14 protein-coding genes are annotated in these 18286 nt (G+C 41.1%); 3 read left to right on the plus strand and 11 right to left on the minus strand.

The genetic code is table 11. From position 1 onward, the window contains the following. Positions 1–367 precede the first annotated feature (367 nt). From ACYQ2C_RS01855 to rpoE, 4 genes are all read right to left on the minus strand, one after another. A complete protein-coding gene (locus ACYQ2C_RS01855) occupies positions 368–820 on the minus strand; it encodes a SoxR reducing system RseC family protein (protein ID WP_460048644.1) in 453 nt (150 codons plus the stop codon). 347 nt (positions 821–1167) lie between these two features. Then, positions 1168–2115, minus strand: coding sequence for a MucB/RseB C-terminal domain-containing protein (locus ACYQ2C_RS01860; RefSeq protein ID WP_460099746.1), 948 nt, complete (start codon positions 2113–2115; stop codon positions 1168–1170). A 220-nt stretch (positions 2116–2335) separates the two neighbouring features. Next, positions 2336–3046, minus strand: coding sequence for a sigma-E factor negative regulatory protein (locus tag ACYQ2C_RS01865; protein WP_460099743.1), 711 nt, complete (start codon positions 3044–3046; stop codon positions 2336–2338). Between the two features lie 270 nt (positions 3047–3316). Beyond that, the gene (gene rpoE, locus ACYQ2C_RS01870) at positions 3317–3901 is read right to left on the minus strand and encodes an RNA polymerase sigma factor RpoE (protein ID WP_460048648.1); all 585 of its coding nucleotides are present in this window, start codon (positions 3899–3901) and stop codon (positions 3317–3319) included. 473 nt (positions 3902–4374) lie between these two features. Between rpoE and nadB the strand changes: the two genes are divergently transcribed. Further along, positions 4375–5997: an L-aspartate oxidase gene (gene nadB / locus ACYQ2C_RS01875; RefSeq protein WP_460099740.1), complete on the plus strand. Its 1623-nt coding sequence runs from the start codon at positions 4375–4377 to the stop codon at positions 5995–5997. Between the two features lie 107 nt (positions 5998–6104). On the opposite strand, the gene ACYQ2C_RS01880 is transcribed toward nadB, so the two are convergent. The 3 genes from ACYQ2C_RS01880 to ACYQ2C_RS01890 form a co-directional block, all read right to left on the minus strand. Continuing rightward, positions 6105–7220, minus strand: coding sequence for a lactonase family protein (locus ACYQ2C_RS01880; protein WP_460099737.1), 1116 nt, complete (start codon positions 7218–7220; stop codon positions 6105–6107). Between the two features lie 412 nt (positions 7221–7632). Continuing rightward, a complete protein-coding gene (locus tag ACYQ2C_RS01885; protein WP_460048652.1) occupies positions 7633–8745 on the minus strand; it encodes a lactonase family protein in 1113 nt (370 codons plus the stop codon). A 1696-nt stretch (positions 8746–10441) separates the two neighbouring features. Next, positions 10442–10693 carry an FAD assembly factor SdhE gene (locus tag ACYQ2C_RS01890; protein ID WP_460048654.1) on the minus strand — a complete coding sequence of 84 codons (252 nt, stop codon included), beginning with the start codon at positions 10691–10693 and terminating at the stop codon, positions 10442–10444. 190 nt (positions 10694–10883) lie between these two features. Between ACYQ2C_RS01890 and ygfZ the strand changes: the two genes are divergently transcribed. Both ygfZ and ACYQ2C_RS01900 read left to right on the plus strand, forming a co-directional pair. Continuing rightward, entirely contained in the window at positions 10884–11936 is a 1053-nt protein-coding gene (ygfZ, locus tag ACYQ2C_RS01895; RefSeq protein WP_460099733.1) for a CAF17-like 4Fe-4S cluster assembly/insertion protein YgfZ, read from the plus strand. Positions 11937–11999: 63 nt separating this feature from the next. After that, on the plus strand, positions 12000–12839 hold the full coding sequence (locus ACYQ2C_RS01900; RefSeq protein WP_460099731.1) for an HDOD domain-containing protein: 840 nt from the start codon (positions 12000–12002) through the stop codon (positions 12837–12839). Between the two features lie 30 nt (positions 12840–12869). Here the strand turns inward: ACYQ2C_RS01900 and ung are convergent, their stop codons facing one another. The 4 genes from ung to prfB form a co-directional block, all read right to left on the minus strand. Next, entirely contained in the window at positions 12870–13550 is a 681-nt protein-coding gene (ung, locus tag ACYQ2C_RS01905; protein WP_460099841.1) for a uracil-DNA glycosylase, read from the minus strand. A gap of 567 nt (positions 13551–14117) precedes the next feature. Continuing rightward, entirely contained in the window at positions 14118–14357 is a 240-nt protein-coding gene (locus ACYQ2C_RS01910; protein WP_460099729.1) for a hypothetical protein, read from the minus strand. Positions 14358–15543: 1186 nt separating this feature from the next. After that, the gene (gene lysS / locus ACYQ2C_RS01915; protein WP_460099726.1) at positions 15544–17070 is read right to left on the minus strand and encodes a lysine--tRNA ligase; all 1527 of its coding nucleotides are present in this window, start codon (positions 17068–17070) and stop codon (positions 15544–15546) included. Between the two features lie 44 nt (positions 17071–17114). Continuing rightward, a protein-coding gene (gene prfB / locus ACYQ2C_RS01920; protein ID WP_460048662.1) for a peptide chain release factor 2 occupies positions 17115–18210 on the minus strand; the annotation gives its coding sequence in 2 pieces (ribosomal slippage) (positions 17115–18137 and positions 18139–18210; 1095 coding nt in all). Positions 18211–18286 lie beyond the last annotated feature (76 nt).

An 18286-nucleotide genomic window follows, 5' to 3' on the forward strand; every position in this document is an offset into this window, starting at 1 on the left:
CACTTACAGTTCTTGAAATTGACGACACATCCTTGTGTCGCGAGAAACTCTAGGTTAATCAGAGTTTCCTATAAATAGAATACTATGTGTGCGACCGCAACTTCTTAAAAATACGAATGCACAGAAAAATAAAGAGTATCAGTACTGCACTGAATAATGCACTGGCAGAACGGCGCAAAATTTATCGGCGTTAACGCAGAGATAAAAAAGAGAAATCTCCAACTCTATCGTTGGAGTCCCAGAAAATAATCAGAAGTGCAAGACTCAGCGAACTTAAGCAGCTGAATCGCGTAAAAAAGAGTAATTAAGTTTTAGCAACCAACTAACGGATAAAAACGCGACATTGATTATTCAAACTTCAGAAATATTAGCAGGCGGAAGGGGTAATTGTATCGAGTAAGATAGGCTCAATAGATTCTCTTCGATTAACACGACTTAAGACCCACCGAGTAACCACACCACCCATCAACAACCCAATCACAGCCAAACCGACCGACAATAATTCACTCAGTTGAAAAAATTCACCCAAACCAATAAAAGCCATTAAAAATAATAACGGCAATAAATAGATAATCAGTGAGCTTTTTAAAAAAACCGTTTCTCCAATAGCAATGGTTACTGTGTCATCTAAACGATAACGCGATGGATCACGCCCGTTAAGATCAACCTTCAAATAACCAACCTCGCTACCGAATTTAGACAATACTGCTTGACCACAACCTTTTTGAGCAGAGCACTGGCCACACGCAGATTTACGGATGGTTTGCACCCACAATGCAGTTTCTTCAACAGCAACGACACGGCCAGTTTCAGTTAACATTTCTACTCTCCGAATATACGGTTATGCAACGTCAAAAAATCCAAATATTGAAACATCCGATTAGCTCTTTCACGATTTAATCAGAGGGTAATGACCCATACGGATTCCAATTTCTTCACCATTTCAATCATCTACTCTTTGCTGAAATTGGCGAGACATTACTATTACTGCGTCACTGGAAACCCAAATTGAACTAGAGCTTCCTAAAAACTTGGTAGTTCGATAGTACTAAAAAAGCGTATAGACCGCTTACTATCAAGTGGTACTAATCACCGATCAATACATTACGATCAAAACACATTACCAGCCAACAAAACTCGCGCCAAACTGGCTTGTAAAGTTGAAATCTATCGCTTAGCCAAGGGGATTAACGCCGACGCGACCTTGCGCGCGGTGTTTATAGGCACTTCACCAACCACAGAAACCTGGTACAACTCACCCGCCGCAACAACTTTGTCGAGATACACCAAAGTACCGCCTCTACGAGCCTCGCCCTCAAGGGTTTTACCGCTTTGAGAACTACTCACAAACACCGAGAAGCGACTGATGCCATCACTAAACGCCAGCATGTCGGTACTTTCACTCACCTTGGCAGAGACTAATTGAAAACCATTGGGAACCCATCCCAAACGCCAACGAGCCAAATCAACCGCTTCAACACAACCAGACATTAACAGTATGTCGTTAGGTTCCGGCTGAATTTCATCCAACTCATCATTTTCAGACAAAATTACTGGCTCAAAACTAACAAATTGGAAGCGATCCAGTACTCGACTGTTTTCGATTTGAATAATCATCATCATTAAAGGCATGAAGGTCTCAGCATCAACTGCTAAGCGAAATCCATGTCGATATTCATCGCGAGGAGTGGCGTTAACAACAAAGGCCTTTCTACCGGCAACCTTATCTTCACCCAAGAATTGAATTCGATAGTGCTCATCCAAAAGATCGTCGGAGCGAGGCAGGTTAGAAGTTTCGGGATCTATCTCTGAGCATAATCCTGTATCTGAGCGCTGAATAATAGCCTTGTTGAAGCCGGATAAATGTTGAAGACGCTCAGCTTGTAATTGCTCGGTTATACCATGCTCGACTTGAATAGAGTCTATGTTACCCGAATGTTCGTGTGTGTATATGCCCCTGTAACTCGTAACCGAAAGCGCTTCGCCCATATTGTGCAGCAGCTCTAATGCTGGGGCATCCGAAGAACCTGTATCAATATGAGTATCTGCGTAAGCCTGTCCAGAAGACAGACTGCAAGCAATCAGTGCCACTGCGACCAACTTTTTTGAAGACATTTGCCACTTACGCAAACACAGCCCCATCAACATTAAAGCGCCTCAATTAAATTCAACCATCATTAAATGAATTATTCACCGGGAGCAACTTAACACAGTTGAACAACACCCAGAAACTAAAAAGGCTTCTTTCGAAGCCTTTTAGGAATACCGTTTTTGTCACCTAAAGTATTACTAACCGAAGAAATACAATTTAAATAACAAAACGCACAGTTATAAATTACTGCTCAGATTCAATGCGAGGTAGTCGCTCGAACGGAACATCACCTTGGGTAGACATGCCAGTATTTGCGTGCTCAATCATTAATTGACGAAGCATTTCTTCTACCACTGCATTTGAAACTTCAGATTGTCCAGTTCTGGAATCGGTACGAGGAATAAACTGAACAGGTTGTGCACTGCGACGCTTTTCATCGTAACGCGAAGAATCTGTACTTACCGTACGTGCACTCAAACCGTCAGTGCCATAACCAATTGGTAAATTAGCTGCATCGTTATTGCTAGAAGCTGGCGCTTGGATCTCAGCAACAACTGGCGCAGCACCTTCGCTAGGAGCGTCTTGGTAAGTATTAACAACGAACACAGCAACAACTGCAACGGAGGCTGCTATCGCAGCGCGACCTGCATGACCAAAAAAGCGGCTAAGGCCAGCTTTTTTCTCGACAGGAGCGGCAACAGAATGAGTCTCTTCTTCGCTGATAAGCTCAGAAATGCTGGCACTCAGATCAATCATTGGTACCGCGGCTTGCTCACCACGAAGAAGGCGGCCAGCCAACTGGTAACGAGACCAAGTTTCACGAACTTCAGCGTCTTTATCGGACTGCTGCAACAAACGACGAACTTCAAGCTCAGAAGCTTCGCCATCCATAAGAGCGGATAATGACTGCTTTAAAGTTTCATCAAACATAGATTTATCGTTGATCTGTGCCATTTAACAAACTCGGTTAGTAATTGGTATGGTTTAGTTCAGCTAGACATAAAATTTACACAAGAAATCTACTGTTAATAAGTACTGTACCGCACTTGTACCTATTTTTTATAAAGCTGATGCTCTAAATTTTTAAAGCACACAGCTGTTATATTGCAGTAATTAGATTGATCAAGTTCAAACTTTATTAATAGAAACTGAATGTTTGTGTATCCAATGGACTCAACAGCAAAGATTTGGTTCACAAACTTTTTCAAAAAATTTGTAAAAATTTCAAACCACAAGCGGACGAATGGCTTTATCGATTGCTTCACGAGCCCGAAAGATCCTAGAACGTACAGTTCCAACCGGACATTCCATTACTTCTGCAATGTCTTCATAGCTCAAACCCTCCATTTCACGAAGTGTTAAAGCTGTTCGCAAATCTTCGGGCAACGCTTTGATAGTGTCGTTAACAACTTGTTGCAACTGATCGCGCATCATCGCCCCCTCGGGAGATTCTGTATCGCGCAAAGCATCGCTGCCTTCGTAAAAATCGGCCTCATCTACATCTACATCCGATGCCGGTGGACGTCGACCACGAGAGACTAAGTGATTCTTAGCGGTGTTGATGGCGATTCGGTACAACCAAGTATAAAAAGCACTGTCGCCACGGAAATTCCCAAGCGCCCGGTATGCTTTGATAAAGGCTTCCTGCACCACATCATACACTTCGGCATTATCTTTTATATAACGACCAACTATAGCGATGATTTTGTGCTGATACTTGAGCACTAGCATGTCAAACGCACGCTTGTCGCCTTTTTGAACCCGCTCAACAAGCTGTTGATCAGAATTAGGCGTATTTTGGCCCGTCATTCATATCTCCAACAATTGCCAAATGGCAAACTTAATCCAAGGGCACAGTGACCTAACAATAGGTTTGCAATAATAAGGGCTGAGTTGACGAGATTAAACTGGACGCTTGAGAAATTTTATCAAATCACAGCCAAATAACGAAAAAACCTATTAGATTTTAACTACACCAGCAAATTATTGGCATTAAAAATCAATCCCTGTGTCTTTAGGTGACGTAATTGCCAACTAGCCGGATGTCGATTTTTGCGACATCATTCAATTTTTATCAGGCTAGAATGAAAAACCGGGACAATGACACATCAATCATCTTGAAAGTTCTTTCAAATTCAGTTTTTTTAGTATCGCTTCCATTCTTGAAATGTCCTTGGCTGTGAGCAAACCGACAAAATGTATATACTGCCGCCAAATTTTATAAGTAACACGACTGTAATATTCACAACAACTATAAAATCTTGCTTGAGACACCTAGCGCTATGACTCAAAAACATTTTCACGACGTGCTCATCATCGGTTCGGGTGCAGCAGGACTAACGGCCGCCCTACACATTCCCGAGCAGTATTCGGTTGCTTTGATCAGTAAAGGCGAACTCACCGATGGTTCAACCTGGTGGGCTCAAGGTGGTATTGCAGCGGTTTTAGATTCGGAAGACAGTGTTGATAAGCACGTAAAAGATACATTGATCGCCGGTGCCGGTCTCTGTCACGAAGATGCGGTGCGATTCACGGTAGAAAACAGCCGTCAAGCCATCGAATGGCTTATAAAAGAAGGCGTACATTTCACTAAAGAAGAGCATAGCGATACCTACCACCTAACCCAAGAAGGTGGTCACACCCATCGAAGAATCATTCACAGTGCCGATGCAACAGGCAAAGCCGTTCACAGCACGCTTATCGATGCGGTAAAACACAAAAAGAATGTTGATATATTATCTAACCACATTGCCGTTGACCTCATTACTCAAGCCGACGAAGATTCACCAAAGTATCGCTGCACCGGCGCCTACATCTATGACCGCACTGCCGACAGCGTTTCACTCTTTCAAGCCAAAGTCGTAATTCTCGCAACAGGTGGCGCCAGTAAAGTTTATCTCTACACCAGCAATCCAGACGGTTGCAGTGGCGACGGAATTGCCATGGCATGGCGCGCAGGTTGCCGCATTGCCAACATGGAATTTAATCAGTTCCATCCAACCTGCTTGTACCACCCTACCGCTAAAACCTTTTTGCTCACAGAAGCATTACGCGGCGAAGGTGCGATATTAAAACTGCCTAGTGGCGAACGATTTATGGATCAATTTCATGAACTTGCAGAGCTGGCCCCCAGAGATGTGGTCGCGCGCGCAATTGACCATGAAATGAAGCGACTCGGTTGCGACTGTGTTTATTTGGATATATCCCATAAACCCGCAGAGTTTATTAACAGTCACTTCCCTACTGTAAAAGCCGAATGCCTAAAATACGGAATTGACATTACTCGCCAACCGATACCCGTTGTACCTGCCGCCCACTACACCTGTGGTGGCGTTATGGTAAATCAATTTGGCCAAACCGATTTACTCAACCTCTACGCTATTGGTGAATCGTCATTTACCGGTCTTCACGGCGCCAACCGCATGGCCAGCAATTCATTGTTGGAATGTTTGGTTTATGGACGCTCGGCAGCACTAAAAATTATAGAGACTATTGATTCGATTAAGTCGCCAGAATATCAACCAGAGTGGGACGAGAGTCGAGTAACGGATTCCGATGAAGACGTTATTATTTCCCACAACTGGGATGAATTGCGTCGATTTATGTGGGACTACGTTGGTATCGTTCGAACTGGAAAGCGGCTAGAAAGAGCCAATCATCGAATTAAATTACTGCAAAATGAAATTAGCGAGTACTACTCAAATTATAAAGTGAGCAACGATTTAATTGAGCTTCGCAATTTGGCGGTTGTCGCGCAACTGATTATTCGCTCCGCAATGGCACGCAAAGAAAGTCGCGGCTTGCACTACTCGTTAGATTTTCCCAATTTAAAACCCTTCGCACGTGACACTGTACTGGTACCTATTAACTTTGCCGCGCAAGATGTCGTTGTTGGTAGAAGTTGAAAAACCGAGTATTCAATTAATATAAAATTAAAAAAAGCCCTTTTAAAAGGGCTTTTTTATTCGTCACTTTAACCATTAGACTCATTAAAATCTAAAACACTTGCAATTTAAAACGCTACGATACCGGTTGAAAACGCAGGAACATCTTCATTGCGATCCATCAGGCGCAAACCTTTCGCTCCGGTGACTTGATAAGAAGCAATACTGCCGTCGTTACCTTCATTTAAAACATAAAAAATACGACCATTGTCAGAAAAGGCAATATCAATGGGTACATCACCTGTTTCCAGTTCAGCCACAAGACCATCATCACCGGTTAACACTAAGTCGCCGTCACGATCGACAGAATACAAAGAAATCGTTTCGGAAAACGTATTAGAAACGTAAGCAAATCGTCCGCCTTTACCGGTTTTTAGCCAACAAGTCGCTCTTTGCCCATTAAGCTCAGCAGAATCTAATAATTCTAAGTTTCCGCTTGCAGAAATATTATAGGAAGTTACAGATCCACCATCAGTGCCGAACGGGTTTGCCTCAGATACCAAAACGTGCCCAAAGCGATCGAAGTCAAATCCAAATGGAAACGGTTTTTCAGAAGCGATGCCAGCACGCTCACCAATAACGCCGTCGTCGGTGACCGGGAATGTCGAAATTACACCAGTAACTTTTTCGGTAACAATCAAAAATGCGCCATCAGGCGTAAAACTCACTTGTGCTGGTGCTGTTCCAGTAGAGCTTAATTGGCCCAATGATTCATCGATAAACGCTAAGGTACCGTCTGAATTAATACTAAAACCCGCAATAGAATCAGAACCACCATTTAAAACAAATAATAAATCATCATTTTGCGTTAAACTCAGCGGCATTATTCCTTGTGAAGAAACAGTCTGAATTAATTCAACCCCTGTAGACTTAATAGCAAAAACTGAGAGACTGTCACTACCCGGATTAATTGCGTACAAATAATTACCATCTTCACTAACAATTAAACCGTCTTGATTGCCAAGCGCGGCTTGTAAACCCGTTCCGCCTGTAGCAATTGATTGAATTAATTTTAATCCTTGTTGACCGGGAAGTTGAGCAAAAACCATTAATTCATTATTTTCGAGATCATTTGTTAAGGTTGCAACTCTTGGAAAATAATACGCGTTAGCAGTAAAAGAAGCAGTAGATAAAACGGCCGATAAAAACCCTGAGCATAAACCAACTTGTAAAAACTTTTTCACAAAAGTCTCCAGATAAATTATTAGATTTGTGATAATTAAAAAGAAAGGAAATGCAAATCACCCAACACTTTCAGTGAATTACACACATCCATAATTTAGAAAATATAATTTAGCGAATACCGAAAAATACTTACCAATGAATTCAAATAATTTGTTCACTTCCAAATAAAAAGTCATTTTTAAAAACCACAAAATAACTATTTGTGATTAAAACCCAAAAATAAAAAAGGGCCTATGTAAAACATAGACCCTTTTTAAATAACAACACATGAAAAGCGTAAAATTGTTACTTACACTAAAACACTGTTATCTACTTTCATAAATAACCAATCAAAATTAAAAATACAACATTAACTTAGATTTGGTAAAAATTTAAAAAAGTTAAAATTTTTAAAACAATTTAATCCTAAAATTAAAAAGTTACCAAACCGTTAGCTGAAGAAGGAAGCTCTGCGGTTTCGGAAACTGACACAAGACCGGTACGATCTTCAACAGAGAACGAGTTGATAAAACCACCCGCGTTACTTAACACATAAACCACTCGGCTATTTTGCGACAGTGCGATGTCCGATGGGAAACCGGCATCAAGAGTCGCAGCAATGTCGTTGGCAAGAGTTAAATCGCCGTGACGGTTGGTTGTGTATACCGAAACAGAGTTTGAAACGGTGTTAGTGACATAAGCAACACGACCGTTTTTGCTAAATTCTACCCAACAAGCTGCACGGCCAGAGTTCAACACACCACCAGTTAACACAGACAAGCTACCGTCGGCTTCCAATTCATAAGAAGAAACACCAGCACCCAAACCAATATCTGGACCGCCTGGTACAGCAGCTTCAGAAACCACTACGTGACCAAAACGGTCAAAATCAAAACCAAAAGGAACAGGCAATGCAGAAGTTGTGGCAACCAACTCACCAGGACGACCATCTTCTAGTACAGGATAGGTAACAATCAAGTTAGTGAGCTTTTCGGTAACAATCAAGAAATCACCGTCTGGAGAAAAACTAATTTGCGCAGGCGCTGTACCTGAACCGCTTAAGCTGGCTACAGAATTTTCAAGAATTTCTAATTTGCCGTCTTTTTTAACTTTGTAACCTGCAATATTGTCGGTGCCTTCGTTCACCACATAAAGAAGATCGTCAGTTTGGGTCAAGCTGATAGGACGATCACCCTGTGAATCGATCGTTTGAATTAATTTAACGCCCTTACGGCCGATTTTGAATACAGAAATGCTGTTACTTCCAGTATTTACACCGTAAATAAAGTCACCGTCGTCACTAACAATTAACGCATCTTGGTTAGAAACTAAAGGTGCACCAGTACCAAAACCACCGGTAGAAACAGAATCTAGCAACACTAAACCGTTGGATTTAGTTTGAGTAAAAATAAGTAACTCATTGCCTTCGGCTGCGTTAGAAAGAGTTGCAACTCTCTCTAGGTAAGACGCGTGAGCAGATGAAATTGCAAGGGTAGTAGCAGCAACTAGAGCAGCCGAAGTCATTATTTTTTTTGAAAGTTTCATAACAGTCCCATGAATCAATATTTTTTTGGTTGATTTAATGTATTTGGTGATAGTCACCGAGTGGAAATTATTAATCTATTATTCTTATATATTTAGCAGTGTTGAAGACAAACACTTCACAACGATGCTAACGGAATTCTCTCAAACATAGCCGTACGGCCAAGAAAATCAGTAACCTTTCTTATTCATTTTTATAGGTTACTAAAAAACAATCCTAAAACTCAAGTGATTTTTAATTGATCAGCAATGGTTAATTTTAAAAATCGTATTTCTTTTAAAAAAAGCGTCGGAAACTTTACAGTTATATGAAAAACACGAAAAGTAACTGGCAAAAACGTGACGCAAGTCAACTTCACACTAAAAATAACGATCACTCAGACTGAGGTGTAAATAAAGATGCTTTAACACTAAAACTTATTATTAAAATTTATTTTCTGTTTAAGTGAATATTAAAAAAATCTTTATAATATCTGAGTACTACTGACACAGAGATGTGCCATGAATTTAAATAAGGGCAACCATTAAAACTGTGAAGGAATTGAAAATTACATTTCCAACATCTAATCACTGATTAATTAAGGATTTGTTAATCAAAAGTTCCTATTGCTCTATTTTTTGTAAGCGCGAAGATTCTAGCACGACTACTCAAGATAAAAACAGACAAAACCAACATGATTTATAAATCTCCCATGACAGATATTTTACAGGACAGATATTTTAAGAGTGGCTGAAATTCCAATTAGTCTTAAAAACAATGCAAGCCAGTTGATCAGGAAAATTTAGAATCTATCCCGCGATGATTAAAAATTATATTTTATATCTGTGTATATTGGAATTATCGAAAATTAAAGACCGATATAAATCAACACTTTTCTTAAGCTTGTATCTTTTCAAAACTTAATACAACAGAGAACGATCTCGCACACCGGTATAATTTAAAATTCATCAACAATTCAAATTAATCTCTGTATCGTATTTTGTGACTAGAACAATTAGGAAAAACTCCGATTAAATCATGGGTACACTGGTCAGAGATTTCTAGACAAGTTAAATACTGTTTAAAATCAACGAATACATGAAATATATGTAGTAACAGGGCAACCATAATCTCACTAAAGTTTTGACTATAGGAACCTCTGATTAATTCATCCCTGATTTAATCAGAGGACAGAAATTGAAAATGCAATTTCCAATTTCTTCACAATTTCAATCACTTACAGTTCTTGAAATTGGCGACACATCCTTGTGTCGCTGGAAACTCTAGGTTAATCAGAGCTTCCTATAAAATTAGACAATGAGTTTTTTGGTTTCTGCAAGAATCTTAATGTGTTGAAAGGTAACAAGATCGAGTGTTTTTGTCGTAAAAAAATACTCAATATTTTTATGAAGCCGTTTAGCATCGTTATTAAATCTGAGTATGATAATTCCACGAAATAAAATGGAGTAAGAAACTAAACGTAAAGGACAAGGTGGAAGGTGCGGCGAGCAATAACTCCAAGATTGCCGATCAAACATCAAATACCCAGAATATCGTTGGCGTATTCGAAAAAAATTGTACGCAATAGCTAAGCTGGCCACTGCACAAAGCAGGCTAACAACCTCAACAGCCAGAGAAGAAATACACAGTGCGGCTATCCAGATTATCAATACCAATAAATGCTGCCAGAAAATAAATCCTGGCAACATAAGAGCAAGATTAATTTTCTGGCTGAAGGCCGGTATGTGATCGGATAATTCGGACAATTTTTAGCGTTTCCGGATCTTCTGGGTCAACTTTATCGATAAACCAGCTGAACATGTCTTGATCTTCACATTCAAGCAGAGCGTCAAATCTATCTTGATCTTCTTTTTCTAATGTTGCGTAGATATTCTCTATGAAAGGTAGCAAAACCAAGTCAAGCTCTAGCATACCCCGGCGCGCAGCCCACAAAAGTCGGTTTTTTTCCATTCTGTCACTCATCGATGGTTACTTTGAACGTCGGCAATTATACCGATATTTACGCTCTATGCTTTAAAAACTCCTTAAAATTGGAACGATTATCAGTACAATCGACTCACAGACGGATATCAACATGGTTTAATCTTTGATAGACCGAAGATCAATACACTCAAAAACTACTTACAGGAGCACGCTATTCATGTCCAGTTTTGCCAGTTGGTTAGAGTTTCTACAAACAAACAGACTGCAATTGGTAGACGGTGAACTGATGGCTACGTCCGAGCGCGCAGCGTCTGCCAACACAAACACTCGCTTATTTGCACTTACCAATATGTGCACACTTCAAATTGAAGGTGAAGAAGCAAAAAAATTCCTTCAAGGCCAAGTCACCTGTGACATCACCAACCTTAGCGACTATTCCGCGCAATACGGCGCACACTGCAACGCTAAAGGTCGAGTGATATTTAACTTTTTAGCCTGTGCGAAAGACGACAAAGTAACACTGCGTTGCGACGCAAGTCTTGAAGACGTTGCCAGAAAATCGTTAGGTAAATATATGGTTTTCTCTAAGGCTAAATATGTCCCAGATTCAGACATTAAGCTCTGCATCGCCTTGAAAGGTGATACCTGCGAAAACATTGTGTCCGATATTTTCGGTAAGGCGCCCTCTACCTTTATGGAATCCATTCACAGTGACGATTTCACCCTAATTCGTACTGACGATGACGTTATCGAGTGTTGGGTTAGTGCCGACAAAATTGAAGATTACTGGTTAAAGCTCGAACCCTTATGTGCCATAGGCGCCACCAGTGAATGGCGAGCTGATGAAATTCGCAAAGGTAGAGTGTGGATTAATGCCGACACGACCGAAAATTTTGTGCCACAAACCATTAATCTCACGCAAGTGGGGGCAGTGAGCTTCACCAAAGGCTGTTACACCGGCCAAGAAGTGGTTGCAAGAATGCAGTATCTTGGCAAACAAAAACGTCATACCTACCGTGCAATTGCCGATATAGAAACCATACCAAAAGCCGGTGACAAGTTGTTTGGTGAAGATACCCAACAGTCAATTGGTGAAATTGTTAACGTTGTACCAACCGACGATTTTAGTTATGAGCTTCTGGTATGTATTTTAGATTCTGCTTATAAGTCTGGAGAAGTCTACCTAGAGTCTCAAAAAGTCACAAAACTCCGTTTCGCTCCTCTACCCTATGCTATAACTAATGAACAAGAGGAGACAAGCGAGGCTTAATTAATCGCACCGCGGCTCCTTGCAGATTCATTTTAAGACCGAAGTTGATCCCAAGGAGCCCAAATGCCGAACGTCTTCGAACGTGTCAGAATAGAAATTCTAACGGCAATTAAAAACGATGATTTGGTCCTGCCTACACTGCCCGAGGTAGCCATTAAAGTTCGTGACATTGCAATGGATCCAGACGCAACCTTGGATTCATTGCTACAAGTAATTGGCACCGATCCTTCTCTTTCTGCTCGACTTATCAAAGTCGCAAACAGTCCACTCCTTAGGGCTTCTAAGCATATAGATGATTTGAAAATGGCATTGATGCGTTTGGGAATGGCCTACACCTGTAATATCGCCACAGGTTTGGCTATGGAGCAAATGTTTCAGGCAACATCTGACTTGGTTGATAAAAGACTTCGCGAAATTTGGAATCGGTCTGCCGAAGTTGCTGGCATTTGCAACGTATTGTGTCGACACCGAGCAGAACACCTCAAAGCGGATATGGCGACTCTCGCTGGGTTAGTGCATTCGATCGGTTCATTGCCAATTCTTACCTACGCAGAAGATCACGGCGAGCTTTTATCCGACGCCATCACTTTAGATCTAGTCATAGAGAAACTCTCCCCAGCCATAGGCAATCGCATTCTACAAACCTGGGATTTTTCCACGGAAATTCAACGTGTTCCCTCACAGCATCTCGATTTTGCCCGTGATATTCCCGTTGCTGACTATGCAGATATTGTCACGGTCGCCTTGTTGCAAAGTCATATGGGCGGTAAGCATCCATTGTCTAAAATTAACTACAACAAAGTACTGGCATTTAAACGCTTAGGGCTAGATCCAGACATGCAAGCCACCGAAATGGAAGACTTAAGTGAAGAAATGGCCATGGCTATGGATATGCTTAAATAAATACACACAAGCCAATACTTTCGATGAAAATTATGACAAAGCCCAATCGATAGGCGCTATGCCATGCTGATTCAGATAATCATTAGCAGCGCGAAAATGGCCACAGCCAATAAAGCCGCGGTGTGCCGACAAAGGTGAAGGGTGTGGCGCACTTAAAACCAAATGCCGATGTCGGTCAATAACTCGACCTTTCTTCTGCGCGTAACTCCCCCAAAGCAGAAAAACCAAATTCTCGCGATGAAGATTTAAGGCTTCTACAACGCAGTCGGTAAATATTTCCCAACCTTGGTTTTGATGAGATCCCGCCTTAGCCGCCTCAACCGTAAGTGTTGCGTTTAACAACAACACGCCCTGTTCCGCCCAGTGTTCCAAATTACCGTGATTAGCAGGAGTAATACCAAACTCGCGCTCAATTTCTTTATAAATATTAACCAGTGACGGTGGAGTACGAACACCTTTAGGCACCGAAAAGCTCAAACCATGGGCCTGACCGGGGCCGTGATAAGGATCTTGCCCGAGGATAACAACTTTAACCTTGTCGAAGTCAGTCGTGTTAAACGCGTTGAAAATAAGATTACCGGGTGGATATACAGTTTTACCTTCGTGCTTTTGCGCCAATAAAAACGTTCGTAATTGCTGCATATAAGGCTTTTCAAACTCTGGTTGCAAATGCTGTAACCAGGATTTTGATAGCTGTATTTTAGACACGATTTAGCTCTCTTATTGCTTCAGTAACGATTAACTCAAATACATAGGTCTAATTGGCCCAGAGTTTACAGTGACACGGGCATGTGTCGTCAATTTCAAGAACAATCAATGATTGACAGTGTGAAGAATTCGGAAATCACATTGTCAACTTCTGTTCTCTGTTTAAATCATGGATGAGTTAACCAAAGCGCTATAATAACATTTGCAAATAAGTTCGCTAACCATTCATTTAGAAGTGTTATGAAAGAATATTCATCGAGAGTAATGAAACGAAATACAGGCAACTCTGATTAAGCGAGAGTTGCCTGCAAAACAGTGATGTAATGCCAGCTTCGAAAATAACAAGTGATTGACAATATGAACAGCTTAGAAATTGCACCGTCAATTTCTGCCTTTTGATTAAATCATAGATGAGTTAATCAGAGTTTTTATCGCACTAATAAATACAGAAATCTTAGAAAGGAATTTAATACGTGAGAAAGGTCTATTTTTAAGCCACTTAATCCATTAATTTTTTATAATAATTAATATTTAAAATCCAGAACGAAGTGGCTTAAAAATATAGAATACTTAACTGGCTTTTGCGTGAGGCGCTTGACGAACTGAATAGTTTAAATGTACCTGTAACCAGCACGTTGGCAGAGGTTCACCAGACACAAATGTTAAATCGCTTTTTTGCAAATGCACAGGTTGTGCATTTTTGTAACCACGCAGTTCACGAATGTGAATGCGTTTAGTGCATGGATCCATCAACTCTGAAAGATTGCAGACTTCAACCAGCGAGCCGGACACCTTAACTTTTAGTAACACTTTAGCCTCCCATTTGAATCAGCAAAAAAGTTTAGAAACAAGCCAACACAAACGAAAACCAATACGCCTTGGCTATCTCAATAGTAAGTATTCATTCTTAAGAAAATATTAAGATTGAAACTCACCAACGTATTCATGAATATCACCTTAAACGAAATTCGAATATTGCTAAGAGCGAGTCATAATAAACCATGACACCGCATTGTGTTCTCGAATTTTCAATAAGACCAATACGATAAAATTATTAAAAGCCAACCATTAAAAATTAAAAAAGCAAAAGTATTTTTTGTAATTAGGCTCTAATATTAGATTTATTACGAAAATTATAGATACAACCTGCTTTTATTATTTTTAAATAAACTTAGCTAAGGGAAGCTCTGATCAACCTAGAGTTTCCGGTGACATAAAAATGTGTCACGAATTTCAGGAACGGTAAGTGATTAAAATTGTAAAAACTAAAAATCACAGTTCAATTTCTTTCTTCTGATTAAATCACGAATGAGTCAATCAAAGGTTCCTAAAAGCATTAAAAGTCAGTTTAAACACCTGTTAAAACCATCAAGTTAATTGATGCAAAGAACCGTCTAACTAACATTTGTTTGAGCACAGTCAAGAAAACTTAGTTGATATTATTGATTTTTTCCAACCAAATTTCTAATTTTGACTTTAAAAGTAAGACCTTAGTAGGTCAATCCCTATAGGCTACATTTATATACGCATTCCAGATAGAAAAAAAGGATTAATTTGAATTTTTCCGCATCCAGTAAACAAATACTCTACACAGTTCACTAAAATCAAATTTTGCATTCTATATGCAGCATTTAAAGGTTTTTCTTAATCCGTTAAACTAAAACCGAATGTTAATTTATTCGTATCGCTCATACGTATTCGGTAATTTATTGGCTTAGATTTTTTGGGCACTGGTTAATAATTAAAAACAAAAACTATCGATAACAGTTTTTTAATAAATTAACAGAAACTCCAATAAACCTAGAGTCTCTAGCGACACAAGGATATGTCGCCAATTTCAAGATGGGTAAGTGATTGAAATTGTGAAGAAACTGAAAATCGTATTTTCAGTTTCTTCACTCTGATTCAGTCATGGATAAGTTGGTCCGAGGTTCCTAAAAAATAACAAGTATAAAAAAACCGCCTTTCGGCGGCTTTTTTATTACAGAAACTGAAGTTATTTTGTATCTAACAAGGGTCTCATTGCAGGGAACAGAATAACGTCACGGATTGACGGCGAATCGGTAAACAACATCACCAAACGATCGATACCAATACCCTCACCCGCCGTTGGAGGCATACCGTATTCCAGCGCACACACATAGTCGCCGTCGTAATGCATTGCTTCGTCATCACCGGCGTCTTTTTCGGCAACCTGCGCCATAAAGCGTTCGGCTTGATCTTCTGCGTCGTTAAGCTCAGAGAAGCCATTCGCGATTTCACGACCGCCCACAAAGAACTCAAAACGATCGGTAACAAACGGGTTGCTGTCATTGCGACGCGCCAAAGGAGAAACTTCTGCTGGATACTGAGTAATGAACGTAGGTTCATCTAAACGGTGCTCAACGGTTTTCTCAAAGATCTCGATTTGCAGCTTGCCCAGACCCCAGATATCTTTCACTGGAATGGAAAGTTTCTTACAAACTTCGGTAGCCGCTTCAATGGTAGAAATGTTCTCTGCACTGATATCAGCGTTGAAATGCAAAATAGAGTCGAAAACGCTGATTCTGTGGAATGGCTTTTCAAGGTCATACACTTTTTCTTCCACCACTTCACCATCGCTGTTTTTAACCGTGCTTTTAAGCTGAGTGGTTCCCAAAATAGTAGCAGCCATTTTGCGCAGCAAATCTTCGGTTAAATCCATCAGGTCGTTGTAGTCAGCGTAAGCCTGGTAGAACTCCAACATGGTGAATTCTGGATTGTGACGAGTCGATAAACCTTCGTTACGGAAGTTACGGTTAATTTCAAACACTCGCTCAAAACCGCCCACCACCAAGCGTTTTAGGTACAGCTCGGGCGAAATACGCATAAACATGTCTAAATCTAACGCATTGTGATGAGTCACAAACGGTCTTGCCGAAGCACCACCGGGAATTGACTGCAACATTGGCGTTTCAACTTCTAAGAATGCGCGTTCAGCCAAGTAGTTACGAATAAAATTGATAATTTGTGAGCGCTTGGTAAATACATCGCGCACTTCAGGGTTGGCAATCAAATCGACATAACGCTGACGGTACCGGGTTTCTTGATCGCTTAAACCGTGGAATTTATCGGGCAACGGACGCAAAGACTTAGTAAGCAATTGGTACTGATCAAGGTTCACATAAAGATCGCCTTTACCAGATTTATGCAATTCACCAGAAACGCCAATAATGTCGCCTAAATCGACGCTCTTAGCAAACGGACGTGCATCTTTAGTAACGTATAACTGAATAGTGCCGGTGGTATCTTGCAACACCATAAACGCACCGCGCGAACGAATAACACGTCCGGCAACGCTCACGACATTGGCTTCGCTCTCTAACTGTTCTTTAGAAGACTCGCCGTATTGAGCTTGTAACTGAGCAGCCTTGTGCTCTGGTCGAAAATCATTAGGGAAAGCGACATCAACGCTTTCTCTGATCTGTTTAAGTTTAGCGCGACGCTCTGCAACCAATTTGTTTTCATCTTGAGGTTGAACTGAGTTCTGTGGATTGTCGCTCATAGGAATTCCTAATTTCGATTGGGAGAGTAAAGGTTGGCTTGCGATTACAAGCCGGCTTTCAAACTTGCTTCAATGAATTGGTCTAGATCACCGTCTAGAACCGCTTGGCAGTTACTGGTTTGTACGCTGGTACGCAGGTCTTTAATGCGTTGGTCATCCAGTACGTAAGATCGAATCTGGCTACCCCAGCCAATGTCAGATTTGCTGTCTTCCATGGCTTGTTTTTCGGCATTGCGCTTAAGCAGCTCTTGTTCGTACATGCGCGCACGTAACATTTTCCATGCTTTATCGCGGTTTTGATGTTGCGAACGCTCGCTCTGACAAGACACCACAATACCGGTTGGAACATGAGTTAAACGCACCGCAGAGTCGGTTTTGTTAACGTGCTGACCACCCGCACCCGAGGCGCGATAGGTGTCTTCACGAATATCGGCTTTGTTGATTTCAATTTCGATGTTGTCGTCAATTTCAGGCGCAACAAACACCGAACTAAAAGAAGTATGACGACGGTTACCGGAGTCAAACGGACTCTTACGTACCAATCGATGCACACCGGTTTCGGTACGCAACCAACCAAACGCGTATTCGCCTTCAAAGCGAATAGTGGCACTTTTAATACCCGCTACATCACCGGCGGAACATTCTTCAAGAGTGGTTTTAAAACCGTGCGCCTCACCCCAACGCAAATACATACGCAAAATCATTTCCGCCCAATCTTGCGCTTCGGTACCACCGGAGCCAGATTGAATATCGAGATAAGCATTGTTCGGGTCCATCTCGCCAGAGAACATACGACGGAACTCAAGCACTTCAAGCTGCTTGGTTAATTCGTCGATTTCTGATTGAACATCAACCAGTAAGTCTTCGTCGTCTTCTTCAACGGCCATCGACAAGAGTTCTTTGCCGTCTTCAACGCCTTGGTCGAGTTTATCGATGGTTTCTACCACCAACTCTAGAGAAGAACGTTCGCGACCCAATGCCTGAGCGCGTTCTTGGTCGTTCCAAACATCGGGCTCGGCCAACAACAACTCAACTTCGGTTAGGCGATCTTTTTTCTCTGCGTAGTCAAAGATACCCCCTAAGCACGTCGGTACGACTTTGCAGGTCTTTAAGTGCGTTTTGGTAAGGTGCAATTTCCATAATGTGATTTGGGCTCTATTCAAGCGAGTCGCCAATGCGCGACCAGTAATAAAAAAGGCGCGAATTGTACCCTAGG

The organism is Sessilibacter sp. MAH3 (assembly GCF_054658275.1).